Annotated in this window: 27 protein-coding genes; 11 read left to right on the forward strand and 16 right to left on the reverse strand. The window is 66.9% G+C overall.

What is annotated here, in order from left to right; all coding sequences use genetic code 11:
- Window positions 1-6: 6 nt before the first annotated feature.
- Window positions 7-627, reverse strand: a complete 621-nt coding sequence (locus tag AB431_RS19035) for a cyclopropane-fatty-acyl-phospholipid synthase family protein (protein ID WP_047331246.1) — start codon at window positions 625-627, stop codon at window positions 7-9.
- A gap of 47 nt (window positions 628-674) precedes the next feature.
- Here AB431_RS19035 and AB431_RS19040 point away from each other — a divergent pair, with 47 nt between their 5' ends.
- Window positions 675-1,244: a helix-turn-helix domain-containing protein gene (locus AB431_RS19040; protein WP_047331247.1), complete on the forward strand. Its 570-nt coding sequence runs from the start codon at window positions 675-677 to the stop codon at window positions 1,242-1,244.
- 6 nt (window positions 1,245-1,250) lie between these two features.
- Here the strand turns inward: AB431_RS19040 and AB431_RS19045 are convergent, their stop codons facing one another.
- Genes AB431_RS19045 through AB431_RS19060 form a run of 4 tightly spaced genes read right to left on the reverse strand, consistent with a single transcriptional unit; the run spans window position 1,251 to window position 5,179 of the window.
- Entirely contained in the window at window positions 1,251-2,195 is a 945-nt protein-coding gene (locus AB431_RS19045) for an NAD(P)/FAD-dependent oxidoreductase (RefSeq protein ID WP_047331248.1), read from the reverse strand.
- Window positions 2,196-2,229: 34 nt separating this feature from the next.
- Window positions 2,230-3,315: a bifunctional RNase H/acid phosphatase gene (locus AB431_RS19050; RefSeq protein WP_047331249.1), complete on the reverse strand. Its 1,086-nt coding sequence runs from the start codon at window positions 3,313-3,315 to the stop codon at window positions 2,230-2,232.
- Complete coding sequence (locus AB431_RS19055; RefSeq protein ID WP_047331250.1) at window positions 3,312-4,049, reverse strand: zinc ribbon domain-containing protein; 738 nt, start codon at window positions 4,047-4,049, stop codon at window positions 3,312-3,314. The genes AB431_RS19050 and AB431_RS19055 overlap by 4 nt, the downstream gene beginning before the upstream one ends.
- A complete protein-coding gene (locus AB431_RS19060; protein WP_047333586.1) occupies window positions 4,046-5,179 on the reverse strand; it encodes a Nif3-like dinuclear metal center hexameric protein in 1,134 nt (377 codons plus the stop codon). The genes AB431_RS19055 and AB431_RS19060 overlap by 4 nt, the downstream gene beginning before the upstream one ends.
- 58 nt (window positions 5,180-5,237) lie before the next feature.
- On the opposite strand from AB431_RS19060, the gene AB431_RS19065 reads away from it, so the two are divergent.
- From AB431_RS19065 to AB431_RS19075, 3 genes are read left to right on the forward strand one after another with little or no spacing between them, the layout of a single operon-like run.
- Window positions 5,238-5,909: an HAD-IA family hydrolase gene (locus tag AB431_RS19065; RefSeq protein WP_082135738.1), complete on the forward strand. Its 672-nt coding sequence runs from the start codon at window positions 5,238-5,240 to the stop codon at window positions 5,907-5,909.
- On the forward strand, window positions 5,902-6,402 hold the full coding sequence (locus AB431_RS19070; protein ID WP_200902658.1) for a low molecular weight protein-tyrosine-phosphatase: 501 nt from the start codon (window positions 5,902-5,904) through the stop codon (window positions 6,400-6,402). Before AB431_RS19065 ends, AB431_RS19070 begins: the two co-directional genes overlap by 8 nt.
- A complete protein-coding gene (locus AB431_RS19075) occupies window positions 6,402-7,220 on the forward strand; it encodes an SURF1 family protein (protein WP_047331252.1) in 819 nt (272 codons plus the stop codon). Before AB431_RS19070 ends, AB431_RS19075 begins: the two co-directional genes overlap by 1 nt.
- Here AB431_RS19075 and AB431_RS19080 read toward each other — a convergent pair.
- Window positions 7,174-8,097 carry a cobalamin biosynthesis protein gene (locus AB431_RS19080; protein ID WP_047331253.1) on the reverse strand — a complete coding sequence of 308 codons (924 nt, stop codon included), beginning with the start codon at window positions 8,095-8,097 and terminating at the stop codon, window positions 7,174-7,176. The genes AB431_RS19075 and AB431_RS19080 overlap by 47 nt on opposite strands.
- Before the next feature lie 84 nt (window positions 8,098-8,181).
- On the opposite strand from AB431_RS19080, the gene AB431_RS19085 reads away from it, so the two are divergent.
- Both AB431_RS19085 and AB431_RS19090 read left to right on the forward strand, forming a co-directional pair.
- Window positions 8,182-8,997, forward strand: a complete 816-nt coding sequence (locus tag AB431_RS19085) for an oxygenase MpaB family protein (protein ID WP_047333588.1) — start codon at window positions 8,182-8,184, stop codon at window positions 8,995-8,997.
- A gap of 12 nt (window positions 8,998-9,009) precedes the next feature.
- On the forward strand, window positions 9,010-10,719 hold the full coding sequence (locus tag AB431_RS19090; protein WP_047331254.1) for an amidohydrolase: 1,710 nt from the start codon (window positions 9,010-9,012) through the stop codon (window positions 10,717-10,719).
- Here the strand turns inward: AB431_RS19090 and AB431_RS19095 are convergent.
- Complete coding sequence (locus tag AB431_RS19095; protein WP_144418311.1) at window positions 10,716-11,054, reverse strand: hypothetical protein; 339 nt, start codon at window positions 11,052-11,054, stop codon at window positions 10,716-10,718. The two genes, AB431_RS19090 and AB431_RS19095, sit on opposite strands and share 4 nt — an antisense overlap.
- 120 nt (window positions 11,055-11,174) lie before the next feature.
- On the opposite strand from AB431_RS19095, the gene AB431_RS19100 reads away from it, so the two are divergent.
- On the forward strand, window positions 11,175-11,576 hold the full coding sequence (locus AB431_RS19100) for a VOC family protein (protein WP_047331256.1): 402 nt from the start codon (window positions 11,175-11,177) through the stop codon (window positions 11,574-11,576).
- Here AB431_RS19100 and AB431_RS19105 read toward each other — a convergent pair.
- Entirely contained in the window at window positions 11,567-13,030 is a 1,464-nt protein-coding gene (locus tag AB431_RS19105) for a DUF4185 domain-containing protein (RefSeq protein ID WP_052960327.1), read from the reverse strand. The two genes, AB431_RS19100 and AB431_RS19105, sit on opposite strands and share 10 nt — an antisense overlap.
- A 62-nt stretch (window positions 13,031-13,092) precedes the next feature.
- Window positions 13,093-13,785: a TetR/AcrR family transcriptional regulator gene (locus tag AB431_RS19110; RefSeq protein WP_047331257.1), complete on the reverse strand. Its 693-nt coding sequence runs from the start codon at window positions 13,783-13,785 to the stop codon at window positions 13,093-13,095.
- Between the two features lie 54 nt (window positions 13,786-13,839).
- Here AB431_RS19110 and AB431_RS19115 point away from each other — a divergent pair, with 54 nt between their 5' ends.
- Both AB431_RS19115 and AB431_RS19120 read left to right on the forward strand, forming a co-directional pair.
- Window positions 13,840-14,601: a DUF2306 domain-containing protein gene (locus AB431_RS19115; protein WP_082135741.1), complete on the forward strand. Its 762-nt coding sequence runs from the start codon at window positions 13,840-13,842 to the stop codon at window positions 14,599-14,601.
- Between the two features lie 16 nt (window positions 14,602-14,617).
- The gene (locus AB431_RS19120) at window positions 14,618-14,854 is read left to right on the forward strand and encodes a hypothetical protein (RefSeq protein ID WP_096311731.1); all 237 of its coding nucleotides are present in this window, start codon (window positions 14,618-14,620) and stop codon (window positions 14,852-14,854) included.
- Here the strand turns inward: AB431_RS19120 and AB431_RS19125 are convergent, their stop codons facing one another.
- Window positions 14,855-15,631, reverse strand: a complete 777-nt coding sequence (locus AB431_RS19125; protein ID WP_047331258.1) for a spirocyclase AveC family protein — start codon at window positions 15,629-15,631, stop codon at window positions 14,855-14,857.
- 166 nt (window positions 15,632-15,797) lie between these two features.
- On the opposite strand from AB431_RS19125, the gene AB431_RS19130 reads away from it, so the two are divergent.
- On the forward strand, window positions 15,798-16,430 hold the full coding sequence (locus AB431_RS19130; RefSeq protein WP_047331259.1) for a TetR/AcrR family transcriptional regulator: 633 nt from the start codon (window positions 15,798-15,800) through the stop codon (window positions 16,428-16,430).
- A 9-nt stretch (window positions 16,431-16,439) separates the two neighbouring features.
- Here AB431_RS19130 and AB431_RS19135 read toward each other — a convergent pair whose 3' ends face one another.
- Genes AB431_RS19135 through AB431_RS19150 form a run of 4 tightly spaced genes read right to left on the reverse strand, consistent with a single transcriptional unit; the run spans window position 16,440 to window position 21,234 of the window.
- Window positions 16,440-17,318 carry a mycofactocin-coupled SDR family oxidoreductase gene (locus AB431_RS19135; protein ID WP_047331260.1) on the reverse strand — a complete coding sequence of 293 codons (879 nt, stop codon included), beginning with the start codon at window positions 17,316-17,318 and terminating at the stop codon, window positions 16,440-16,442.
- A gap of 21 nt (window positions 17,319-17,339) precedes the next feature.
- Entirely contained in the window at window positions 17,340-18,608 is a 1,269-nt protein-coding gene (locus AB431_RS19140) for a cytochrome P450 (protein ID WP_047331261.1), read from the reverse strand.
- Window positions 18,609-18,621: 13 nt separating this feature from the next.
- Window positions 18,622-20,070 carry an aldehyde dehydrogenase family protein gene (locus tag AB431_RS19145; protein ID WP_047333592.1) on the reverse strand — a complete coding sequence of 483 codons (1,449 nt, stop codon included), beginning with the start codon at window positions 20,068-20,070 and terminating at the stop codon, window positions 18,622-18,624.
- Window positions 20,071-20,121: 51 nt separating this feature from the next.
- Window positions 20,122-21,234, reverse strand: a complete 1,113-nt coding sequence (locus AB431_RS19150) for an ABC transporter substrate-binding protein (RefSeq protein WP_047333593.1) — start codon at window positions 21,232-21,234, stop codon at window positions 20,122-20,124.
- A gap of 134 nt (window positions 21,235-21,368) precedes the next feature.
- Here AB431_RS19150 and AB431_RS19155 point away from each other — a divergent pair, with 134 nt between their 5' ends.
- Window positions 21,369-22,598 carry a TetR/AcrR family transcriptional regulator gene (locus tag AB431_RS19155; RefSeq protein ID WP_047331262.1) on the forward strand — a complete coding sequence of 410 codons (1,230 nt, stop codon included), beginning with the start codon at window positions 21,369-21,371 and terminating at the stop codon, window positions 22,596-22,598.
- A 2-nt stretch (window positions 22,599-22,600) separates the two neighbouring features.
- Here AB431_RS19155 and AB431_RS19160 read toward each other — a convergent pair whose 3' ends face one another.
- Both AB431_RS19160 and AB431_RS19165 read right to left on the reverse strand, forming a co-directional pair.
- Window positions 22,601-23,797, reverse strand: a complete 1,197-nt coding sequence (locus AB431_RS19160; protein ID WP_047331263.1) for a cytochrome P450 — start codon at window positions 23,795-23,797, stop codon at window positions 22,601-22,603.
- Window positions 23,794-24,759: an LLM class flavin-dependent oxidoreductase gene (locus AB431_RS19165; RefSeq protein ID WP_047331264.1), complete on the reverse strand. Its 966-nt coding sequence runs from the start codon at window positions 24,757-24,759 to the stop codon at window positions 23,794-23,796. Before AB431_RS19165 ends, AB431_RS19160 begins: the two co-directional genes overlap by 4 nt.
- Window positions 24,760-24,770 lie beyond the last annotated feature (11 nt).

Below are 24,770 nucleotides of genomic sequence, written 5' to 3' on the forward strand. Positions count from 1 at the left end.
GGTAGCTCATCTGCGGCGCACCAGGATGATGTTGTCGACCAGGGTGGCGTGCTGACCGTCGGGCCCGACCGCATCCCGCTCGGTCGCTGCGACCCGCACCGTCTCCCATTGGGTGTCGTCCAGGGCCAAGCCGGCCAGCACCTCCTCGGGGGACGGGAACTCGTGGTGGTGAACCTCCTCCGGCGCCCACGCCGGGGCACCGCCATGGTCGACGATCAGCAGCGCTCCCCCGGACGCCAGGGTCGCCGCCGCGCGGCGCAGGATCGCCGGCCGGTCCATTTCCAATGTGGTGTGGAAGAAGTGCGCCGACACCAGATCGAACGGCCCCTCAGGCAGCGTCTGAGTCAGGTCGTGTTGCTGAAAGTCGATGCGTTCCAGCACTCCTCGCGCTGCCGCGTCTTCAGCGGCTCGGGCCAGCGCGGTGGTGGAGACGTCGACGGCCACGACGTGCCAGCCGTGTTCGGCCAGCCACATGGCGTCACCGCCCTCACCGCAGCCCAGATCCAATGCGCGCGAACCGTTCAGCGAGCCGACGAGGTCGGCGAGGTGGGCATTGGGCCGTCCGCTCCAGATCCGCGGCTTCTCCGCATAGCGCGTCTCCCAGTGGGTGTGGTGGTCAGTGGTCATGCTGTCGAGCTTGCCGCTGCCCGCTACAACTGGCAATGTCTTTTGCCATGCAGGCAAACGACGATGTCGACCTGCGGGTGCGCAGGCGACTGCGCGAACTGCGCGCCCGCCTCGGCCTGACCCTCGAGGACGTCGCCTCCCGCTCCGGGATCGACGTCTCGACACTGAGCCGGCTGGAATCGGGAAAGCGCAGGCTCGCCCTCGACCACCTGCCCCGGCTGGCCGCGGCGCTGTCGGTGAGTGCCGACGAACTACTCGGCGCGCCAACGACGGTCGACCCGCGAGTGCGGGCGCCGTCGCACACCCGCCATCTGGTCACCTATTGGCCGCTGACGCGTCACGGCGGGGCGGGCGGCCCGCAGGCCTTCAAGATCCGGATCAGCGCGCGGCGGCGCACCCCGCCGGCCGAATTGCCCACCCACGAGGGGCAGGAGTGGCTCTACGTGTTATCCGGGCGGTTACAACTCATCCTGGGCGAGCAGCATTACGTGATCGAACCGGGCGAGGCGGTGGAGTTCAGCACGTGGACGCCACACTGGTTCGGCGCCATCGACGGCCCGGTGGAGGCCATCATCCTGTTCGGCCCGCACGGGGAACGAGTGCACGTGCGGCAGTAGCGCCTGTCAGATATTGCGCGGGGGGAACGGCAGACCGGTGTCATCGGTCAGCAGGCTCTGCACGACCGCAGTCGCCGCCACCGATCCGGTCGCGATCGCGGTAGCAACCTGGGGCGCCTGGGTGCATACATCGCCTGCCGCGAAAAGTCCCGCCACGGTGGTACGGCCGAGGCCGTCGATATCGATGGGATCGGTGACCACCGGCCCGTGTTCGTGCGACATCGCGCCGAGCTGGTCGGCCAGCTTGGTGCGCTGGTGCAGTGTCGTTGCCACCATCAGGCCGCTGCGTTCCAGCCGCGAACCGTCCGTGAAGACGACCGCTGACAATCGCCCGTTCTCGGCCGCCACCTCTTCGACGCGCCGCGCATCGATCGGCACTCCGGCCCGGTCCAGGAGCGCGAGCCCGTCGGCGTCGATGTCGACTCGTCCGTCGGTCAACAGCACCACGTCGTCGGTCCAGTTCCGGATCAACAACGTCGCATGCAGCGCCTTCTCCCCGTTGGCCAGCACCGCCAGCGGCTGGTCCCGCACCTCCCAGCCATGGCAGAACGGGCAGTGGAAGACGGTGCTCCCCCACAGTTCGCGCAGCCCCGGCACACCCGGCGGCCGATACTCCACGCCGGTGGCCAGTAACACCCGGCGGGTGGTCCGCTCGCTGTCGTCGGCCAACACCAGCCGAAAACCGTTGCCGAGGTCGGCGCCGTCCACCACCTCGCCGGTGATCACCTCGACGCTCGGATATTGCGTCAGCTGCTCACGGCCCAGCGCGTACAGCTCCGCCGGGGGTCGACCGTCGAATCCGAGCAGACCTCCCACGCCGTGGGCCGGCAGATTGCTCTGGTCACCGGCATCAACCAGCAGCGTGCGGCGCCGGGCGCGGCCCAGCACCAACGCGGCACTCAAGCCCGCGGCGCCACCACCGACGACGATGCAGTCATATTCAGCGGTCATGGCACGGGGGCATACCCACGGCGACGCGCGGTATTCAGACCAGATACGAAGTCTGGTTCACCAGCCGCACCGAGGCACCCCCGTCGGGATAGAACTCCGCGATGCTCAGCGACGCCAGGTCCAGGTGCAGCCGGTGCAGAATGGCGGGCCCGGCGTCGAGCGCCAGTCGCAGGAGCGTCTTGATCGGCGTGACGTGCGAGACCAGCAACACGGTGGCGCCCGGATGCTCGGCGATGATCCGCTTACGGAGCCGCTGGACCCGCTCTCCGACGTCGTTGAAGCTTTCGCCGTCCGGCGGCCGCAGACCGGTGTCCCGCAGCCAGCGGCCGTGCAGGTCTGGGTCGCGCTCTCGGGCCTCAGCGAATGTCAGACCCTCCCAGGCCCCGAAATCGGTTTCGATCAGATCCTCATCGACCGTCACATCCAGGCCCAGCGCCGTCGCGGCGGCCGATGCTGTGTCGAGAGCACGCTGCAGCGGCGAACTGAGCACCAGGTCCACGCCCCCGCGCTCGGCCAGGTAGCGTGCCGCGGCCTCGGCCTGGCGACGGCCGGCGTCCGTGAGCTCGGGGTTGCCGCGACCGGAATAGCGGCGCTGGCGGGAGAATTCGGTTTGGCCGTGCCGCAGCAGCAGCATGCGGGTCGGGGCACCCTGGTTGCCGGTCCAGGCCGCGGGCGGCACGGCGACCGCCCCGGCCGGCGGATCGGCGACGGTGGCCTGACCTTCGCGGTCCATGGCCTCGTTGGCCAGCCGGTCGGCCTCGCGGTTCTGCTCGCGCGGAATCCATTGGTAGGTAACCGAATCGAACGTCGATGCCAGCGCGCGCGCCTGCTGGTGCAGCTCGGCCATCGCCGCGTGCTTCACCTTCCAGCGCCCGGCCATCTGCTCCACTACGAGCTTCGAATCCAAAGACACCGCAACCTCATTGGCACCGAGCCGGCGGGCCTCCTCGAGGCCCGCGATCAGCCCGCGGTATTCGGCGACGTTGTTGGTGGTGGTCCCGATCGCCTGGCCGTGTTCGGCCAGGACGGTCTGGTGGTCGGACGACCAGACGACGTACCCGTAGGCCGCCGGCCCAGGGTTACCCCGCGACCCGCCGTCGGCCTCGATCAGAACCTTCACCGCTGCGCCCCATCGATGCGCAGCAGGATCGTCTGGCACTCCGGGCAGCGGACCACCTCGTCATCCGCCGCCGCCGAAATTCTCGCCAGCTCACCCCGATCCAGTTCGATGCGGCAGGCGCCGCACCGGCGGCCGAGCAGCCGCGCCGCGCCGGCACCCGACGCGGCCCGCTGCCGCTCGTAGAGCTGAGCCAATCCGGGGTCCAGCCCGGACACGATCTCCGCGCGGCGGGCCGCGCGCTCGGCGCGCACTCGCTCGATCTCGGCGAGCGCTTCATCGCGGTTGTGGCCCGCAGTGGTCAGATTCGCTTGCAGCGCTCCGGCTTTCGCCTGCTCTTCGGATTGTTCAGCGGCGAGCTGTTCGCGGCGCTCCATGACCTCGAGTAGGGAGTCTTCCAGGCTGGCCTGCCTGCGCTGCAGCGTGTCCAGCTCGTGCTGCAGCTCCTCGAGCTGCTTGGGGTTCACGGTGCCGGAGTCGAGCAGATTGCGGTCCCGGTCCTCACGCTGGCGCACACCGTCGATTTCGGATTCGAAGCGCGCCACCTGGGCGTCGATGTCCTCGAGCGCAACGGCCAGAGCGGCCAGCCGGTCAGCGGAAGCCCGCTGATCGCTGTGCGCCGTGCCATATTCCTGCTCCTCGGGCAGGTTGGCTGCCCGATGCCTCAGACGAGCGAGCTCGGCATCCAGATCGGCCAACTCCAGAAGCGAACGCTGCTGTGTCAGTTCAGCTTTCACGAAGCGCCTTCCACTGATTCGATATTCCACGGATCGGTGCGCAGGTCGCTGACGGTGACCGGCAGCGCCGCCCCGAAATGATCCCGCAGCAGCGCGGCGGCTTGTGCGCACCACGGATACTCGCTGGCCCAATGCGCGACGTCCACCAACGCGACGTCGCTGGCGCGCCGGTGCTCGTCGGCGGGATGGTGACGAAGATCAGCGGTCAGGTAGGCGTCCACGCCGGCAGCGGCGGCCGCACCCAGCAGCGAGTCGCCCGCGCCGCCGCAGACCGCTACCCGGCTCACCGGGGCATCCGGGTCACCCGCGGCCCGCACCCCCCAGGTCGTCTTCGGCAGCACGGCAGCGACCCGGGCAACGAAGTCGGCGAACCGCAGCGACTCGGCCAGGGTGCCGATCCGCCCGATGCCCACTCCGGACGGCAGGGCGGCCAGGGGTAGCACGTCGAACGCCGGTTCCTCGTACGGGTGGGACGCGCGCAGCGCGGAAAGCACCTGGGGGCGAAGCCGGGCCGGGGCCACCATTTCGACACGGTCCTCGCTGACCCGTTCCACCGAACCGACCGCTCCGATAGCCGGTGTCGCCCCGTCGAGTGGCAGAAACTGGCCGGTGCCGGCGACACTCCAACTGCAGTGCGAATAGTCACCGATGTGGCCGGCCCCGGCGGCGAACAGCGCGTCGCGGACCGCCTCGGCGTCAGAGACCGGTACGAAGATCACCCACTTGTCGATGTCCCCACCCGCGCTGATCGGGTCGAGCACGCCGTCGACCTCCAGCCCGAGGACCTCGGCCAGCGCGTCGGACACGCCGGGGTTGGCCGAGTCGGCGTTGGTATGAGCGGTGAACAACGCCGCTCCGGCCTTGATGAGCTGATGGATCAGCGCACCCTTTGGGGTGCTGGCCGCCACCGTGTCCACCCCGCGCAACAGCAGCGGGTGGTGCGCCAGCAGCAGTCCGCGCGCGCCGACCGTCGCGGCGACGCCGGCGGTGGCGTCCACGGCCACCGTCACCGAGTCGACGGTTTCGTCCGGGTCGCCGCACACCAGGCCGACCGAGTCCCAGCTCTGCGCCAGACCGGGTGGGTATGCGGCGTCGAGCACGGCGATGACCTCGGCCAGTTTCACGCTCATCTCGTCACCTTCACCACGCCATGAACAGTAGTGCGCGGCGATCGGCGACAATGGAGCGGTGACACGCACGGCCTCCGACACTCGCCCCCAGTTGGTGATCTTCGACCTCGACGGCACCCTCACCGACTCGGCCGAGGGCATCGTGGCCAGTTTCCGCTACGCCTTGGCCGCGGTCGGCGCCGAAGTGCCCGCTGGTGACCTGGTCGGCCGGATCGTCGGACCGCCGATGAAGCAGACCCTGGACGGGCTCGGCCTCGGCGACCGTGCCGGCGATGCGATCGCGGCCTACCGCGCCGACTACACCACCCGCGGCTGGGCGATGAACAGCCTGTTCGACGGCATCCCGCAGCTGCTGGCCGACCTGCGGGCGGCCGGGGTGCGCCTGGCGGTAGCCACCTCCAAGGCCGAGCCGACCGCCCGGCAGATCCTCGAGCACTTCGCTCTGGCCGAGCACTTCGACGTGATCGCCGGTGCCGGCGTCGACGGGTCACGCGCAAGCAAAGCCGACGTGCTGGCGCGTGCGCTCGGTCAGCTCCAGCCACTGCCCGAACGGGTGGTGATGGTCGGTGATCGCGCCCACGACGTGGAGGGTGCCGCCGAGCACGGCATCGACACAATCGTCGTGGAGTGGGGCTATGGCGCGAGCGACTTCCGGGACCCACACGTCGCCGAGGCGGCAGCAGCTCACGTCCCGACCGTCACGGCCCTGCGCGAGGTGCTCGGTGTCTGACACTCAGCTGATTCATGTGACGTTCGTCTGCTCGGGCAACATCTGCCGCTCGCCGATGGCCGAGAAGATGTTCGCCCACCAGATTGACCAGCGCGGCCTGGCCCACCTGGTGCGCGTGACCAGCGCAGGCACCGGTGACTGGCATGCCGGCAACGCGGCCGACGAGCGCGCCAACGCCGTGCTGCGCAGGCACGGCTACCCGACCGAGCACTGCGCGGCTCAGGTCGGCGATGACCACTTGGCGGCCGACCTGGTGATCGCGCTGGGCCGCAATCACGTGCGGATGCTGACCCACCTCGGGGTGGAGCCCGAGCGGGTGCGGTTGCTGCGGTCGTTCGACCCGCGCTCGGGGGCGCACGCCGACGATGTCGAAGACCCGTACTACGGCAGCCCAAGAGATTTCGAGGAGACGTTCACCGTGATCGAGGCGGCCCTGCCGGGCCTGCACGCCTGGGTCGACGAACGGCTGGCCGGGGCGGGCCTGACCGGTTGATGAAGCGCCTGTTGTTCCTGCTGCGCCCGGGCTGGATCGCCCTGGCGTTGGTGGTCGTTGCCTTCGCCTACCTCTGCTTCACCGTGCTGGCGCCATGGCAGCTGGGCAAGAACACCAAGACCAGCCGGGAGAACAACCAGATCGCGTCCTCACTGACCGCCGAGCCCGTGGCGGTGACAACGCTTCTGCCGCATCAGGATTCGTCGGCACCCGACGCGCAGTGGCGACGGGTGACGGCGAGCGGGCGCTATGTGCCGTCCGCTGAGGTACTGGCGCGCCTGCGGGTGGTCGGTGGCGCCCCGGCGTTCGAGGTGCTGGTGCCGTTCATCGTCGACGGCGGCCCCACCGTTCTGGTCGACCGGGGATACGTGCTTGCGGTGCAGGGCTCGAAGGTGCCCGAGATCGCGCCGGTGCCGTCCGGCACGGTGACGATCACGGCACGGCTGCGCGATTCGGAGACCGCGCCCGCAGACAAACCACCATTCACAGAAGGCGGCTTCACCCAGCTGTACGCCATCGACACCGCGCAGGTCGGCGCGACCACCGGAGTGCGCGTCACGGGTTCGTACCTCCAATTGGTGGAGAACCAGCCCGGCGGTCTCGGCATCGCGGAACTGCCGCACCTCGACGCCGGACCGTTCCTGTCGTACGGCATCCAGTGGATCGCGTTCGGTATCGTCGCCCCGATCGGCCTGGGTTACTTCGTGTACTCGGAGATCAAGGCGCGCCGACGGGAGAACGCGGCTGGCACTGGGAGCTCGTCCGAACCGGTCACCGTCGAGGACAAGCTCGCCGACCGCTACGGCCGACGGCAGTGAGACCGATCGCGAGCACCGCCGCGGCGATCTGAACAGTCTGGGACAGCCGCACCGACCGGCGCAGGTCTTCGACGTCGGGGATGTGACCGTCCCCGAGAGTCGGGCGGATCTCCAGCTGATGGTGGTACTGGGTAGGGCCGCCGAGACGCACACCCAACGCGCCCGCGAAGGTCGCCTCCACCACACCGGCGTTCGGGCTGGGGTGGCGCGCCGCGTCGCGGCGCCAGGCGCGCAGCGCCCCCGCCGGCGAACCGCCGATCAGCGGTGCGCACACCACCACCAGAGCGCCGGCCACCCGGGCCGCCGCGAAGTTCGCGACGTCATCCAAACGCGCTGCCGCCCAACCGAAGCGGGCATAGCGGGGCGAGCGGTGCCCGATCATCGCGTCCAACGTGTTGACCCCGCGGTACAGCAGCACACCCGGTACTCCCCCAGCCGCCGCCCACAGCAGCGGTGCAACGTGCGCGTCGGAGGTGTTCTCGGCCACCGACTCCAGGGCCGCGCGCGCCAATCCGTCGGCGTCCAGTGCGGATGGGTCACGCCCGCACAGCGACGGCAGCAGCGCCCGGGCGCCGTCAATGTTCCCGGCGACCAACAGATCAGCCAGCCTGTCTCCGGTGCGGCTCAGCGTGGTTCCGCCGAGTGACGCCCAGGTGGCGGCGGCGGTCGCGGCCGCCAGCGCCGGTCCGCGCGTGCCGCGCTGCACCAGCGTGCCGCCTACGGCCAGCCCGGCCAGCAGCACACCGGTGTGCACCGCGCCGGCGGTCCGGCTGTCACGGTAGGTCAACTTCTCGAGTGTGGCTGCACACCAACCGAACCCCGCGACCGGATGACCACGCACCGGATCAGCGAAGCCCAGGTCCGCCAGCTGAGCCATCAGGATGCCGACACCGCGGGCCCGTCTGCGCGCAAACACCCCGGCACTCTCTCACACGTGATGTACTGCGTGGGTGAGGCCGCGATGACGCGACACCCGACGCGGGTATCAGATTTGCTCAATCCGGCCGCGGTGTTGGCGCCCGCAGCCAATGTCATCATGCAGCTGGCTCACCCCGGCGTCGGCTACGGCGTCCTCGAGAGCCCGGTGGACAGCGGCAACGTCTACAAGCATCCGATCAAGCGGGCCCGCACCACCGGCACATACCTGGCGGCGGCCACGATCGGCACCGACGCCGACCGCGCTCTCATCCGGTCCGCGGTGGACACCGCGCACGCCCAGGTCCGCTCGACACCGGCCAGTCCGGTGGCCTATCGCGCCTTCGACCCGCAGTTACAACTGTGGGTGGCGGCCTGCCTATACCGCTACTACGTCGACCAGCACGAGTTCCTGTACGGCCCACTCGACGACGAGGCGGCTGACGCGGTGTACGCCGACGCCAGCCGGCTCGGCACCACGCTTCAGGTGCGCGAGGGCATGTGGCCGTCCGACCGCGCGGCCTTCGACGAGTACTGGAAGCGCTCACTGGACGATCTGCGCATCGATCCCCCGGTCCGCGAGCACTTGAAAGGCGTTGCGGGAATGGCGTTCATGCCCTTTCCCATCCGGGAGACTGTGGGCCGGTTCAACCTGTTCGCCACCGCCGGCTTTCTGCCGCCCGAATTCCGGACGATGATGCGCCTGCCGTGGGGAGCCGCGCAGCAGCGCCGTTTCGCGTGGCTGCTTGCCGCGCTGCGGCTGGCCGACCGATTGATCCCGCACCAGGCCTGGATTCTGGGCTATCAGATCTACTTGTGGGACATGCGGGCCAGAGCCCGCCGGGGCCAGCGGATCGTCTGACAGGGGGGGAACATGTCGAGGAAGATCCTCACCGCCGGAACGGTCATCACCATGAATCCCGACCAGCCGCGGGCGGAGGCCGTCGCGGTGGACGACGGGCTCATCGTAGCGGTGGGGTCGCTGGCGCAGTGTCAGGCGGGATGCCCCGACGCCGAGATCATCGACACCGGCGCGGCGGCGCTGCTACCGGGATTGGTTGAACCACACAGTCATCCGGTGATGAGCGGGATTGCCACCCAGCCGCCGGCCCGTTCCATCGCGCCGTGGGACGCACCGGCCTGGTCGGACGCCGAAGCAATCTTCGCCGATGCGAAGGCAAACACCGATCCGGACGTTCCGTTGTTGTTCGCAGGGTTCGACGCGCTGCTGCACAAGCGCCCCTCGCCGAAGGCCCCCGAACTCGACCGCATCTTCGGCGAACGGCTCGCCGTGGTCACCGACAACTCCGGCCACGGCGTGTATTTCAACACCGCATTGATGAAACAGCGGGGCTGGGACGTCAATCCGCCCGCCGATCCCGTCGGCGCTCATTTCGGCCGGAATCCGGACGGCAGCCTCGACGGCCAGGGGTTCGAGACGGCGGTGCTGCTCGCCGTCGCCGGGCCGGTGCTGGCTCAACTGGGCAACCCGCTGGTCAGTGCCGCCGAGTACTACGCCTGGATGTCTCGCGGCGGCTACACGTCCACCTCGGACATGACGTACGACCCGAAGTTCAAAAGCGCCTACGAGGCGCTGGCCGCCGCGCCGTCCTGCCCACTGCGGGTCAGCATGTGGGAGATGTCGACCACCGACACCTACAACGCCACGGAAAGCTTCGCTGTCGCAGAGCAATTACTGGTCAAGCAGGGCGTCAAGCTCTGGACCGACGGCTCACCCTGGATCGGCAACATCGCGATCTCGTTTCCCTACCTGAGCACCGAGGCGACGCGAACCGCCGGCATCGACCCCGCGGTGGCCGGCGGGCCGCAGTCGATGAACTACGGCCTGGACCAACTCGACGCCGTCCTCGACGTCGCGGCCCCCACCGGTTGGCAGATGGCCTTCCACGCCAACGGCGACCTGGCCGTCGAACTGGCGCTGGACGCCTACGAGGGGGCGCTGCACCGGCACAATCTGCAAGGCAGCGACCATCGTTGGCGTCTGGAACATCTCGGAGCGGGCACCCGCCGGCAGTTCGACCGGGCCGCACGCCTTGGTGTCCACGTGTCGATGGCGCCGTTCCAGTACTACTACTGGGGCGATCTGCTGGACGGACAGATCTTCGACCACGAGCACGGCAGCCAGTGGGCGGCCTTCGCCGACGCGGTGGCCTCCGGGGCAGTGGTCTCGCTGCACAACGACGGGTCGGTCTCGCCACCGACACCGGTGCTCAACATCCAGACGGCGGTGACCCGGCGGACTCGGGCCGGCACCGTCCACGGTGCCGACCAACGCATCACCCTCGATCAAGCATTGCGCGCCCACACCATCGATGCCGCCCGAACCTTGCACCGGGACAAGCTCATCGGCTCACTCGAGATCGGCAAGCTCGCTGATTTCACCGAGCTGGCCGCCGACCCCTACGCGGTGGACCCCGCACAGCTGGCCGAGAAAGCCGGCGTCGGCGGGACGTGGCTCAGCGGCGAGCGCATCGACCTGAGCACCTTCGTCGGAGCGATCAGCGGTACCGATCCTGGGCCGCATGCCCACCTGGCCGGCCACGCGCACCAGTCGTGCTGCTAAGCGCCGTCGGCGACACCCCAGCTGTTGTCCGGCCATGATGGCGTGGCCGGATACGAACTAGGCGCCGGATACGATCCGCCGGCCGGATACGACGAAGTCGGCGAATTGCTGCCGGGCCCAAAAGAAGACGTGATGCGCGAGTGGACCGCCGGAACCCAGTCGGTGCCGTAGCTGTTGTTCACATCGGCGGCCCCCAACGTTGCATCGGGGTTGACCACGTCGTGCCCATCGGCAGCTGCCGTTGCCGAACCGACGAACAGACCCAAACCGGTCACGCCGATCGCCGATATTGCCACGAGCGACTTCTTCACCAAGTACGCAGCTTTTACAGTCATTTCCACCCTCCTGATTCGCGCCCCCCGACGGATTGGTGTCGGACATAATCGGACCGTAGGTGCGCCGAATGCAGCCGCCGTAAGTAGTCGGCTACTCAAAATCGAAGACAAGGATGCGCCATGACCTTTCCCACCCTCGCCCACGTCGCAGTCACGGTGCGTGACCTATCGGTCAGCGTGCCCTGGTACCGAGCGCTGATCGGTTCGGATCCAGTGCTCGACGAGGACACCGACGCCGGCTTCCACCACTCGGTGTTCCTGCTCGAGAACGGCACGCTGTTCGGGTTGCATCAGCACACCACCGCCCCGTCAGACCAGCCGTTCAGCGAGCACAATGTCGGGCTGGACCACGTCGGGTTCGGTGTCGCTGATCGCGCCGAGCTCGAACGCTGGCAGGCTCGGCTCGAAGAACTGGGGCTGGCGCATGGCGGAATTGTCGACGCGCACTACGGTTCCGGGCTGAGCTTCCGCGACCCCGACGGCATCACGCTGGAGTTCTTTGCACCGCCCGCTCACGCCTGAATCGCAGCCGCCCCCAACGTCGTCTTCATCAGCAGCACGTTGTAGCTGCCCCACTGCGACAAGTTCCAGTAGACGTCCTGGCCGGTCGACCACGGATCCATCATCGGCGCGTACAGCCCTGGGTACTGCAGCGACGTCACCAGCGTGGTGGCGTCCGACCAGGTGCCCTGCGGGGAGTCGGCGGTACGGATCACCACGCTGCCGACACCGTCTGAGTACATCGCCACATACTTGTTGAGATAGGTGTTGTACTGCACCGACAACTCGCTGACGTGGCCGTTGGGTCCGCCCACCCCGAACAGCCCCGCCACCCAGCCGCCGAACAACAGGCCCAGCTGCCCGAGGAACCCGCCCGCGTACTGGTTGCCGCGGGCGGGCAGGATGGGAACCGCCGCGTTCGGGTTATTGGCCGCCCAGGTATCACCGTCCCAGTACTCGTATTTCGTCAGATCGAGAATGTCGGCTTCTCTGACCCGCGAGACGTATGCCGAACCGAACCGGCCCGAGGGTGTGCCGTACGAGAACACGTATCCCGCGTCTGGCGAATCAGTGGGCGGTTTGACGAAGGCACCCTGCTGAAAGTTCTGATTCCCGTAGACAAATGGAGTGGACGAGCGCAGCCAGCTGGCCGCCCGGATGGTCTGTGGCGCGACGGTCCAGTTCTGGCCATTGTCGTCGGAGTAGGCGAGCGCGGAGTAGTTGGTGGTCCACGCACCACCGAAATCCCAAGATCGAACCGACATGAAGTTCACGTATTGCCTTGCGCCGTATTGGTTGTCGTAAGGCACTGAGATTGCCGCGGTCGGGATGACCGTCACCTGTGAGCCGAAGAAGCCGAGGTTGCGCGCGCTGCCGGCGATCGCCTGCTTGGACATTCCCGGTGACATCAACGGCGACCCCGCGAACGGGTCGGTGGTCGAACCTGGAGCGAAGACGCGGTTGATCGGATCGGTGGTGCGCAGCAGAACGTTGGAACGCCAATTTCCCGACATACTCGGGCCGCTGAACGTGTCGCCGAACATCATCAGGACCTGGCGCCGGTCACCGGTCATGCCGTTGTCCCACATGATGCCCACGTCGGTGCCATAGATGCCGAATCGGCTCGGCGTCGAGGTGGTGGGTCCGGTCACCCAGCCGACCTTGGTCGTGACCGGTGACGTGACGACCGCAGCCGCACTCACCTGCGTCGTCGCCGCTTGAGTTTGCTTGATCACCAACGAGTTCGGCGGCTTTGGAGTCGCCGCCGCTACGCGCTGCCGGGATGCGGCGGTGGCCTTGGGTTTTGCTCGCTGCGCGTGACCGACGGCCGAGCGGGCTGACGATGAGTGCGTCGCCGACGATCCCGCGTCCGTCGAGTCGGCCGACGCCACTCCACAGCCCGCGGTGACCGCGGCGCCGACACCCAGTGCCACCGCGAATCCACCGATTCCCCCGATATACGCCGCTGTACGCATGGCGCCCCCCTGTCGTTCGCCCTCCAGTATTTGCCGGTCCCGTCACGAATGGGGGGATTTCCTCAGAGTTTCAGCGACAGGCCGTCGAGTAGCTGGCTCAACCCGGAGCGAAACGCATCGGCATAGCTCTCGTCGCCGTCGTCATCGAAGGCTCCCGCTTCGAGCGCGGAGGCCAGCGCGGGAAACCGATCCCTGTCTATGACGCTGCGCAGCAGACCGGGATAGTCGGGGCCCTCGGTGGGCGCTTCGATCGCCAGGGCCGCGGCGCCGCGCACGAAATGCAACACCGCCAAAACCCCGGCCAGCTTGTCGCTTTCGACCATCCCGGTGTTCTGCAGTGTGGCCAGACCGGCGTCGAGCCACGCCAACTGCCCCGGGTCGACTGGAGGCCCGGCAGCCGACGCCGCGAGCACCCACGGATGCGTGCGATAGACATCCCACAAACCCGAGGCCCAGGTTTGCAGGGCATCGCGCCAATCCGCGCCGGCAACGGTGGCCGGAGGCGGTCCGGGTGCCGCGGACAGCATGAAGGCGATCAACTGCTCCTTGTTGGCGATATGCCGGTACAGCGACATCGTGCCGCAACCCAGCCGCTCCGCGAGCTTCGCCATCGAGACCGCACCCAGGCCGTCCCTGTCGGCCATATCGATGGCTGACGCGACGATGCGCGCGCGGCTGAGCCCGCCGGCCCGCCGGGTCGGAGCGGGCTCACGCCACAACTCGGCAAGTGCGTCGGGCACAGTCTGGTCGGACATCGCAATCAGCGTAAACGACCCACATCACGAATGCGTATACCGTACGCTTTGCGTATGACATACGCAAAGCGGTCCGTTGCTCTGCCCACCGCGCTTGCCGTGGTTGCCGTGGCCTTCCTCGCCTTCTCCCTGCCGCCCTATTTCACCGGCCACACCCGGGTGCCGGCCACATTCGGGCTGCATTACCCGTTGCTGGTCGCCCACGTGATGTTCGCCGCCGTCGCGATGGTGACAGCCCTGGTGCAGATCTGGCCCGGCTTGCGCACCCGGCGGCCGGCCTTGCACCGCCGTTGCGGTCGCGTGTACGTGGCCGCCGCCATCCCTGCGGCGGTCTGCGCGCTCATCATCGGGGCGTCGACCCCGTTCGGACCGTTCCTCGCCGGGAGCAATGTCGTCCTGGCCACCCTGTGGCTGTCATTCACGATCAACGGCTACCTCGCCGCCCGGCGGCGTCGGTTCGACGACCACCGCCGGCACATGGCCCTCAGCGCCACCCTGGCGCTGTCCATCATCACCAACCGGATCTGGACTCCGGCCCTTTTTATTGCGCTACACCCGTTGCAGCACAGCATCTTTGACGGTAACACGGGGCACTACGTGTGGTTCATCGCCGGCCTGGGCGGATGGCTGGGCTGGACGGTCCCCTTCGTCATCGTTCGACGGCGGCTGCGCGCGCACCCCGAGCGTCCCCCGATCGGTGGATCCACAATTCGTCCCGCTCACCATCCACTCGGCGGACAGACGAGCGATCTGACCCGGCGCACGATTCCTCTCGTGCCTCGCTCAACCAGGGCGGACCACCAACCACATACCTGACAATTCGGAGGACACGATGACTGCACAGATTTCGAAGCGTGCCACAGGACTTTTCGCCAGTGCCGTCGCCGCCGGCGCGCTGGCCCTGGGCCTGGGCTTCGCCCCCACCGCAAGCGCAGCCGACGGCTGCGGAATCGGCTACCACCTCGACGGACCCAACTGCGTCCTGAACGTGCCGGGTCCCAACGCTCACTTCATCAGCCCCAACTGCTGGATCAACGTCAACAACGACGAGCGTTGCTACGCGCCGTAACTATCGCGGCTGGTTGGGCACACCGGGGAACAGTTGCTCGGTGGGCCCAACCGTCACGTAGCCGCCCAGCTTCGTCACCAGGTGCGGCGCGAAGACCGCCCCGTACAGAAGGTGTCCGACGATGACGACGGCCACCACCGACAGCGCGGCCGACCCGACCTTGCTCGACGACCGCTTGTCGGCCCACGCCTCGATCACGTTGCGCCCCTGGTCATCGGTGCGGCCGAGCAAGTAGGCGAACACCATCATCTGCACGCCCATCGCGATCGAGTCGTAGATCGGGTACTGATGCTTGGTGCCTTCGAAGATCGCCAGCCCGGGGATCACGTAGCCGTAGTAAAAGACACCGAGCTGGGCCCCGATGACCGCGTTGAAGAACAGTGCCCAGCTGAACCCGACGCCGAAGCCCGCGATCAGCAGGGTCTGCGGCCTGCGCCAGCCGAACCGCTTGACCAGCCAACGGCCGAGAGCCGCACCGATCAATGCCGGGAACACGAAGTACGAGATGTACCCGATCGGCACCGCCGACGGCAGCCCGCCACCCCAGGTCATGTTCATCGGCCACCACGACGGCATGCGTGGGAGTGCGGGCGGGAACTGCGCGTACATCGCCCAGTCATACGGCGCCTCGATCCACGAGAACGAGATCGCGGAGATCGACACCAGCAGCAGCGGGTGGATGCGGCCGCGACGCACGCTCAGGTAGATGCCAACGGCCAGCAGCACAAACCCGCCGACGTAGGCGAACGTCTGGCCCGCGATCATCACCGGGGTCATCTATCGCGCGCTTCCGGGTCGAAGTAGATGACCAACCCGAAGATCAACACGATCAGCCCGAGCAGTGTGCCGAGCATGATTACTGCTCCCATATCCGCACCCTTCCTTTGTAATAGTGGACACTATTAGAACTCGCGTAGTCAAGGGCCGACTATGGTGAAACCCGGTGCCTCAAAAGAATTCGTCGTCAGCTCGCCGGCCGGCCGGTGAGGCGCGTCGGCTCCTGCTCGCCGCCGCGCGTGAGTTGTTCGCGCGCAAGGATTATCGCGCGACCACGACGCGGGAGATCGCCGAAGCCGCCGGGGTGACTGAGTATCTGATGTTCCGCCACTTCGGCTCGAAGGCCGGGCTTTTCCGCGAAGCGCTCGTCGTGCCGTTCACGACCTCTCTCGACGACTTCCGCCAGACCTGGCAGTCCGTCGATCCCGACCACACGGACGAGACCGAACTGTCCCGCCAGTTCATCGGCCCCCTGTATGACGTGCTCGTCGAGCATCAGGGCCTCGTGCTCACGCTGGTCGCCTCCGAAGGACTCAGCGACGAGGAGATCGAGACGGCCGGAATCGCCGATATCCGGCGGGCTCTGAGCGTGCTCGGGCAGATCAGCGCCGAGGGTATGAGCCTGCGCGGGCTGAGGTCGAACCAGCCGGATCTTCCCGCGCACTCGACCGTCGCGATGATCGTCGGCATGGTGGCGCTGCGGTCCACGTTCTTCGGCAGTAACCCTCCGTCGCGCGAGGCGATCATCGACGAGCTTGTGCAGGCCACCCTTCACGGCTTCCTGCACCGGCCCGGCTGAGTACCGCTGTCACCCCGGGCCGTTGGGCCACTTGAGCAGCGAGCCGGCATCGACCCGAATCTGCTGTCCGGTGATGTAGCGGCTGTCGTCGCTGGCGAGGAACACCCCGAGGTTGGCCATATCCTCCGGTTCGATGTACGGGATCGGCATCGCCTGGAAGATCGTGAACAACGGCTCGGCATCCTCACGGGTGGCCTGCTGACCCGCCTGGGTCAGATCGGGCCGGAACATGCTGTACATCCCGTCGTTCTGCAGCAGGTGGGTGTTGCAGTTCGTCGGGTGTATGGCGTTGACGCGAATCATCTTGTCGGCCAGCGCCAGTGACATCTCTTCGACGTACTCGATGATCACCCGCTTGCTCCAGCCGTAGCCACGACCGCCGGGGCCCATGTTCGGGTTGTCGGTGGTTCCCCGGATCATGCCTGCGGTGGAACCGGTGATGATGACCGACGCGCCGTTCGGCAGGTGCGGCACCGTCACCGCGACGGTGTTCATCACCCCGAGCAGGTCGACGTCGCTGGCGTCGACGAAGGACATCGCATCGTGCGGGCGGCCCATCGCCATCGGCAGGATGCCGGCGTTGGCGACCACGATGTCGATCTTGCCGAACTGAGCGACACCCGCCTCGACCGCGTCGCGCAGCTCGTGGCGTTCGCGGACATCGGCCACCCGGGCCAACACCTGGCGGCCGATCTCCTTGATCGAGCGCTCGGTTTCGGCCAGGTCGTCCGGGGAGGCCAGCGGGTAGGGGTTCGACGGTATGTCCCGGCAGATGTCGACCGCGATGATGTCGGCGCCCTCCCGGGCCATCGCGATCGCATGCGCGCGGCCTTGGCCACGGGCGGCTCCGGTGATGAAAGCGACTTTGCCTTCCAGCTTTCCGGTCATTGTGGGCTCCTTGTCTCCGGGCTAGTCGACCGGCGTGAATGTGATGTGCAGTTCGCTGAGTCCGCGCATGATGAACGTCGGCTCGTAGGTGTAGTGCCGGTTCTCGGCGGGACCGTGATCGGACTCCGAGATCGTGATGTCCTTCATACGATCCAGGATGCGGTTCAGCGAGATCCGTCCTTCCGCCCGCGCCAGCGGCGCGCCCGGGCAGGAATGCGCGCCGCGGATGAAGGCGATGTGCTCGCGCACATTCGGCCGGTCGGCGTGAAACTCGTGGGGATTCTCGAACTTCTCGGCGTCCCGGTTGCAGGCACCGGGCAGCAGCATCACCGTCGTTCCGGCCGGGACCTCCACGTCGCCGATCGTGGTGTTCGTGCGCGCCATCCGGAAGTGCGCCTTGACCGGACTCTCCATCCGCAAGGTCTCTTCGCAGAAGGCCGGGATCTTGCTGCGGTCCTGGCGCAACATCTCCTCGAATCCCGGGTTGTCGCCGATGAACCGGACCGCCGAGCTCACCAGCTTCGTCGTCGTCTCACTGCCGGCCGCGAAAAGGAACGTCGACAGGTTCACCACATCATCGAGATCGGGAGTCGACCCGTCGTCGTACTTCGCCAGCGCAAGCCCGGTGAGCACATCCTCGCGCGGTGCGCGCCTGCGGTCGTCGAGGTAGCGGTAAAACCGCTCGTTGAGCCACTCCAGCGGGTTGTGCGACGTCGGCGCGTCCTTACCGAGCTCGCCGACGGTCTCGTTGGCGAAGACGGACTTGAAGTCCTCGTGGTCCTCCGCCGGTACGCCGAGCAGGTCTGCGATGACCAACAGCGAGAACGGTTTCGCGTAGTCGGTGAGGAACTCGCACTCGCCCTTCGCCAGGAAAGTGTCGAGTTGCTGATCGGCCAGCCGCCACATGAAGTCTTCGTTTTCTTTGAGGCGTTTGGGCGTGATCAGCGTGTTCATCAGGCTGCGGGTGCGGGTGTGCAGCGGTGGATCCTGCGACGTGATGTGTTCGGCCATCGGCACATTGGCGCAGTGCTGCTCGATCAGCTCTGAGACGTCGTCGGACTCGCCCGGGGTTATCGGCATACCCGAGAACGGTCCGGCCACCGAGACGCACGACGAGAATGCCGGATTCTTGTACACGCTGAGCGCCGCGTCGTATCCGGTGACCGCCAGCACGTTGAAGGCCGTCGCCGGCGTCACCGGGCACTTCGACCGTAGGTGATCGAAGTAGGGGTACGGATTGGGGACGAGGGTTTCGTCGGTGAAGAAGTCCACCACATCGAAATCGGTCACAACAAAGAACTCCTCAACTCGCTGGGTAGGCAACCGATTTGATTTCGGTGTATTGGTCGAATCCGGCGATGCCGTTCTGGCGCCCCACTCCGCTCGCCTTATAGCCGCCGAACGGGGTGTCGGCGCCGTAACCGGCGGTGCCGTTCAGGCCGATGAACCCGGCGCGCAGCCGCCTGGCCACCGACAGCGCTCGGTCGAGTGAACCCGCCATGACATTTCCGGCAAGACCGTACGGGCTGTCATTGGCGATGCGCACCGCATCGTCCTCGTCGTCGAAGGGGATCACCGACAGGACCGGGCCGAAGATCTCCTCCTGCGCGATCGTCATCGAGTTGTCGACGTTCACGAACAGCGTTGGCTTGACGAAGAATCCCTTGTCCATACCCTCAGGCGCGTCGGCACCGCCGACGAGCAGGGTCGCGCCCTCCTCGACACCCTTCTGGATATAGCCGCGGATGCGGCTGCGCTGGCGGTCGGAGATGACCGGACCGCACAGCGTGCCGGGGTCTTGCGGGTCACCGGCTGAGACGCCTTCGTAGATGCCGCGCAGGATCTCCACGCCCTCCTCGTATCGGGAGCGCGGCAGCAGCAGCCGGGTGGGGTTGGCGCAGCCCTGGCCGGCGTGCATGCAGGGGGCGATTCCCATCATGCAGCCGAGCGCGAAGTCCGCGTCCTCCAGCACGATGGTCGCCGACTTGCCGCCCAGCTCAAGAAACAGCCGCTTCATGGTGGCGGCGCCCTTCTCCATGATTCGCTGCCCGACGACCGTGGAGCCGGTGAACGAGATCAAGTCGACCTTCGGCGACAACGTCAGCTCCTCGCCGACGAAGTGGTCCGAAGCCGTGACTACGTTGACCACACCGGGTGGGATGTCCGTGTTCTCGGCGATCAGCCGGCCCAGCCTGGTCGCGTTGTACGGCGTGTTGGGCGCCGGCTTCAGCACAACGGTGTTGCCCGTCCCTAGCGCCTGGCCGATCTTCTGGATGGAGACCTCGAACGGAAAATTCCACGGGACGATCGCGCCGACCACACCCACCGGCTCCCGCCAGACCTTGCGGGTGGTGTTGACGCCGGTGACCGAGACCACCGCGTCACCCAGCGAAGTCTCCCAGGGGTATTCGTCGATCAGCTTGGCCGGGTAGCGCAGCCCGTCGGCCAGCGGCGCGTCGAGCTGCGGTCCGTGGGTGATGGCGCGCGGGCAGCCCACCTCGAGGATCAGCTCCTCGCGCAGCTCCTCCTGCTCGGACTCCAGCGCCTCCTGCAACTGGAGCAGACACCGTTGGCGGAAGGCATGATTCGTCGACCAATCCGTCTCGTCGAAGGCGCGCCGCGCGGCGTCGATCGCGCGGTGCATATCGGCCTGCGACGCGTCGGCGACCTCACCGAGCACCTCCTCGGTGGCCGGGTTGATGTTGGTGAAAGTGCCCGCCTGACCCTCGACGAGCTTGCCGTCGATCATCATCTTGGTCTCGAACCGGACGCCTGCGCTGTCAGTCACTTCCGCTATCTCCTGTCATTCCTCGCCGAATCGATCGACCAGGTGGGAGTTCGAGCCGTCGGCGTCGAGTTGGCGCGCGACCAGATACCCGGCTCCCATCCACGCCCGCCTGGTCCAGTTGCCGAACGACACCCGCGTGCCGGGCGCCCCCGACGCCGCGGGCATCATCTTCACCCGTTCCAGCGCCTCCTTGACCCCACGCGGGCTCAGCGGGTGCGCATCGGACAGCGCATGCAGCAGCGTCCGTGCGACGTCGCAGTTGACGACCGGCACACACCATTCCGGCCTGCGGCCGGTCTTCTCCTTGAACGTGTCCAGGAAGCGTTGCCCCACCGGGTTGGCCTCGTCGTACTGGTCGACCCCGGTCCAGCCCATGAAGGCGTTCCACATCACCGGGTTGATCCACGCGTTCTGCCACGCGGTGCCGGCGAATCGTGGTGGATTCCAGTCGAGTTCGGCCAACGCAGGATTCAGCATGACGATCCCGAAGCCGAAGCCGCAGTGCACGATCGCCTCGGCTTTCGCATCGTAGAGGGTGCGGACCGCCTCGGTGACGTCTTGGGCGGTCTGGGCGATCGCCGCCTCGGCGACGATGCGAAGGCCCTTGCGGGAACAGGCTTTCCGGAAGTTCTTCACATAGGCTTCGCCGACCAGCGACTGCTCCATGAGAACACCCACCTGGGTGTGCCCACCTTTGGCAAGCAGGTCGGCCCAGAAGATCGGCTCGTCGTAGTGCGAGCCCATCGGGAATGCGAAGAACCATTCACTGAGGGCATCGTCGGAACCGGTCACGCTGAGGCACGGCACTTTGAACCGATCGACGATGTCCTCGCGAATCGCCACCGCGTTGTCACCTATGTGCGGGCCGAAGATGGCCAGGCATCCCTCGTCGACCAGTTCGGCGTAGGCGTCGATGACGTTCTTCACCGAACCCTTGGGCAGCCCTTCGACCTCCCGGTAGACGATCTTCACCGGACGGTCGATCTGCCCACTCTCGAGGGCCTCACCGAAAACGATGTCGAACGGGATCGTCAGGTCGTCGCGCCGATCCTGCGGATAGTCGTCGGACAGCTTGAAGTCCATCAGATATCCGATTTTGATCGGTTCTGCGGCACTTTCGTATGACATGAACCCCACTGACGACGGAACCCCGAAACCTAACGTTTGTTCAGACCCTACCTAGTCCCTCCCGAGCCGTCAACGATGACAAAGCACCTGCTTCTGCTACCGTTACCAAATATCCGGTCCGCATTGGAGGTGCCGTGAGCAGGCGCAGCGACATACTGCAGTCCGCGGCCGCGCTGATCGCCGCCTCGGGACTGCGGACCTCGCTGCAGGAGATCGCGGATGCGGCCGGCATCCTGCCCGGAAGCCTCTATCACCACTTCGAATCCAAAGAAGCGATACTCGTCGAACTCCTCCGGCACTACCACGACGATTTGAATGAGATCGCTCGGCAGGCCGAGAGCCGACTCGACGGTCCCGGCTCGATGTCAGCCTTCGACCGCCTGGTCGACCTTGGTTCGGCGATCGCCCAATGTGCGGTGACCCACCGCGCGGCGCTGCAGATGACGTTCTACGAGTTTCCGTCCGCCGATCCGGACCTGACCGAACTCGCCCGCCAACAGCCGAGCGCCATACTGCAAGCCGCTCTGCAGACGCTGCGGGCCGCGCGGTGGAGCGGCTACATCGGGCCGAACGTCGACATCTCGATTCTCGCCGACCGCTTCGTCCAGACCATGTTGCACGTCGGTCTCGACGTCATCCGAAACGACGCGGGACCCGATAAGGTCGCCGCCCTGCTGTGCACGATCCTGCTGGAGGGCCTGGCTACCCATCCCGTCAGCGATGCCGACCTCGACGCCTCCGCGGCGTTTCTCGCCGCCGATGAGGTCGTACGCTCCTGGCAAGAACCGGACGACCCGAACGACGATGCGGCCCGCATCAGGGCGGTCGCCCGGGCCGAGTTCGGGCGCAAGGGTTATGAATTCACGTCGATCAGGGACATCGCGGCCGCGGCTGGCGTGGGAACCGGAACGGTGTACCGGCTGATCGGCTCCAAAGACCAACTGCTGACCGACATCATGCGGGCGTTCGGCGAGAAGATGGAACCGGGGTGGACCGCTGTCCTGCGCTCGGATTCCTCACCGCTGGAGAAGCTCGACGCGGTGTCGTGGATCCATACCAACGTCCTGGACCGGTTCGGCGACGAGTTCCGCATCCAATTGGCGTGGATGCGGCAGTCGCCGCCCGACACCCCCAACCCCGGCTGGCTCTTCTCGACGCGCGTCGATCAGATGAAAACGCTTCTGGCCGATGGCATCAGGTCCGGTGAGATCGCGATCGACGGTCCGTCCAACGAGATGCTCGCCCGTGCCGTCATCGGCGTCGGCTGGATCCCGGAGAACATCCTGCGTGAGCTCGGGACGCGGGCGTCGCTCATCCACGTCCGCGACACGTCACTGCGCGGGGTCGCCGCCCGCCGCGATTGAGATCAGCCGACGATCATCGGGAGCTTGCCCCAGCCCCGAACGCTGGAGGTATGGGCCATTGCGGCGTTCTCCAGATCGACCTCCCACTCCGGCCAGCGCCGGAGCATTTCCTCTAGGGCGACTCGGGCCTGCATGCGCGCGAGCGACGAACCCAGGCAGAAGTGCAGGCCCTGGCCGAAGGACAGGTGAGCACCCGTGCGGTGAATGTCGAATTCCTCGCCCCGCGGATAGTGACGCTCGTCGCGGTTGGCTGAACCGTTGAGCAGCAACATGATCGAGCCCTCTGGAATGCGCCGGCCGTGACATTCGGCGTCACGCGCGACGTAGCGGGCCTGGACCGGTGACGGCGCCTGGTAGCGCAGCGTTTCCTCGATCGCCCCGGGGATCAGGGAGTGGTCGGCGACCAGTTCACGTCTCTGATCCGGGTGCTGTGCCAGCATCTGGGCGATGAAACCGATCAGGCGCGTGGTGGTTTCGTTGCCCGCCCCGGCGATCATGCTGGTGTAGGTCAGTACCTCGAGGCGGGTCAGCGCTCGGAGCTGTCCGTCCTCTTCGACCTCCGCGTTCAGCAGCTGCGTCATCAGGTCGTCGGACGGGTGCTCGGCACGCCATTCGATGTAGTCGGCGAACAACTGGTAGGCGTTCTCGAACGCGTCGGCCGACACCGATTGGAAATCGCCGTCCTTGAGGTCGATTTGGGCGTTGGTGCTGTCCCGGATGTGCTGTTGCCCCTCTTCGGGAATGCCCAGCAGGTAGCCGATGGTCCGCATCGGGATCAGCGCACCGAAATCGGTGATGACGTCGAATTGCGTCGCGCCGGTCAGGGCATCCAGGGCCCGGACGCAGAACTGCCGCACCAGGTCTTCGATGGCTTCCATCCGCCGGGGCGTGAACACCTTGGACAGCAGCCGCCGATGCAGGTCGTGCAATGGCGGGTCTTCGAAAAGGATGACGCCGGGCGGCACTTCGAGGCCGCTCATGATGACGTCGATCGTGGTACCCCGACCCGACCGGTAGGTCTCCCAGTTGTGGAGCTCCCGGCTGACGTCGTCGTATCGGCTCAACGCGTAGAAGTTGTACTTCTCGTTGTAATAGAGCGGGGCCTCGTCCCGCATCCGCTTCCAGATCGGGTAGGGATTGTCGTCGATCGCGAAATCGAACGGGTCGTAGTACAGGTCGAGGGCACTCGCGCCGGTCATTCATTGCTCCCTACGGTTGACAGTTGCGCTTCAGGAAGGACCTTGTCGCCGACCCGCATCAAATAGGGCCACGCGATGTCCGGTGGGATACCGCCGCACAACGGCGATAGATTGAGAAGCTCACCGGCGCGGATGGATTCGACGGCATCGGCGACGGTGATGATGCGATGCGAGGGGAAGTTGTGTCGGAGGTCGTCGACGTCGTGGGCGTTGGAGATACCGGCCGAGATGTCGTTGTCCGGGTTCCACTGCGCGTACATCTGCGCATCGTGCAGCAGGTAGGCGCCGATCTCGTCCCATGCCCGGTCGAGGTCGTCGGCGACGAACGTGACGGTCGGCGTATCCGATGGCGGCAGCAGGGTGGGGCCGGGTTCGTGGGAATGCTCGCGGCAGGCCGCCTCGTAGGCTTCCTGCATCCCGTCGACGGTTCCGTTGGCCAGTAAGCCGATTCCGTACCGGCCCGCGCGCCGCGCCGCTGCCAGGCTCGCGCCGCCCCACATCATCATCGGCCCACCCGCAGTGTGCGGCGGCGGCGAGGCGCCGTCGGCGAGCAGAGCTCGCAGCACTGGAAGCTTCTCGTCGGCGAGGCGGCCCCGGTGCTTGACGTCGAGTCCAAAATGTTCGAATTCCTCTGGACGGTAGCCCAATCCGAACACGTATGATGCGCGCCCCTTACTGATGATGTCGAGGACCGCGATCTCCTCGGCCAGCCGGACCGGATCGTAGAGCGGCAAGATCACCACCAGTGTGAGCAGCAACCGTTCGGTGCGCGCCGCGATCGCCGACCCGAGTATCAGCGGCACCGGCAGATACCCGTCCTCGGATCCATGGTGCTCACACAACACCGCCGCAAGTCCGCCGTGGTCCTCGGCCCACGCCGACATCTCGATCGCAGCCGTGTACAGGTCCGTCGTAGGTGCGCCGAAGGCGGGCGCCCGCATGTCGAATCGCATCGAGAAGATCGTCAGCCTCC

Source organism: Mycobacterium sp. EPa45, assembly GCF_001021385.1.
Lineage (GTDB): Bacteria > Actinomycetota > Actinomycetes > Mycobacteriales > Mycobacteriaceae > Mycobacterium.

Excerpts from the sequence above, each read along its gene's own strand:
- AB431_RS19035 (WP_047331246.1), bottom strand. The coding sequence starts at position 627 with ATGACCACTGACCACCACACCCACTGGGAGACGCGCTATGCGGAGAAG.
- AB431_RS19040 (WP_047331247.1), top strand. The coding sequence starts at position 675 with ATGCAGGCAAACGACGATGTCGACCTGCGGGTGCGCAGGCGACTGCGC.
- AB431_RS19045 (WP_047331248.1), bottom strand. The coding sequence starts at position 2,195 with ATGACCGCTGAATATGACTGCATCGTCGTCGGTGGTGGCGCCGCGGGC.
- AB431_RS19060 (WP_047333586.1), bottom strand. The coding sequence starts at position 5,179 with ATGAGCGTGAAACTGGCCGAGGTCATCGCCGTGCTCGACGCCGCATAC.
- AB431_RS19075 (WP_047331252.1), top strand. The coding sequence starts at position 6,402 with ATGAAGCGCCTGTTGTTCCTGCTGCGCCCGGGCTGGATCGCCCTGGCG.
- AB431_RS19080 (WP_047331253.1), bottom strand. The coding sequence starts at position 8,097 with ATGGCTCAGCTGGCGGACCTGGGCTTCGCTGATCCGGTGCGTGGTCAT.
- AB431_RS19085 (WP_047333588.1), top strand. The coding sequence starts at position 8,182 with ATGACGCGACACCCGACGCGGGTATCAGATTTGCTCAATCCGGCCGCG.
- AB431_RS19090 (WP_047331254.1), top strand. The coding sequence starts at position 9,010 with ATGTCGAGGAAGATCCTCACCGCCGGAACGGTCATCACCATGAATCCC.
- AB431_RS19095 (WP_144418311.1), bottom strand. The coding sequence starts at position 11,054 with ATGACTGTAAAAGCTGCGTACTTGGTGAAGAAGTCGCTCGTGGCAATA.
- AB431_RS19100 (WP_047331256.1), top strand. The coding sequence starts at position 11,175 with ATGACCTTTCCCACCCTCGCCCACGTCGCAGTCACGGTGCGTGACCTA.
- AB431_RS19105 (WP_052960327.1), bottom strand. The coding sequence starts at position 13,030 with ATGCGTACAGCGGCGTATATCGGGGGAATCGGTGGATTCGCGGTGGCA.
- AB431_RS19110 (WP_047331257.1), bottom strand. The coding sequence starts at position 13,785 with ATGTCCGACCAGACTGTGCCCGACGCACTTGCCGAGTTGTGGCGTGAG.
- AB431_RS19115 (WP_082135741.1), top strand. The coding sequence starts at position 13,840 with ATGACATACGCAAAGCGGTCCGTTGCTCTGCCCACCGCGCTTGCCGTG.
- AB431_RS19120 (WP_096311731.1), top strand. The coding sequence starts at position 14,618 with ATGACTGCACAGATTTCGAAGCGTGCCACAGGACTTTTCGCCAGTGCC.
- AB431_RS19125 (WP_047331258.1), bottom strand. The coding sequence starts at position 15,631 with ATGACCCCGGTGATGATCGCGGGCCAGACGTTCGCCTACGTCGGCGGG.
- AB431_RS19135 (WP_047331260.1), bottom strand. The coding sequence starts at position 17,318 with ATGACCGGAAAGCTGGAAGGCAAAGTCGCTTTCATCACCGGAGCCGCC.
- AB431_RS19145 (WP_047333592.1), bottom strand. The coding sequence starts at position 20,070 with ATGATGATCGACGGCAAGCTCGTCGAGGGTCAGGCGGGCACTTTCACC.
- AB431_RS19150 (WP_047333593.1), bottom strand. The coding sequence starts at position 21,234 with ATGTCATACGAAAGTGCCGCAGAACCGATCAAAATCGGATATCTGATG.
- AB431_RS19160 (WP_047331263.1), bottom strand. The coding sequence starts at position 23,797 with ATGACCGGCGCGAGTGCCCTCGACCTGTACTACGACCCGTTCGATTTC.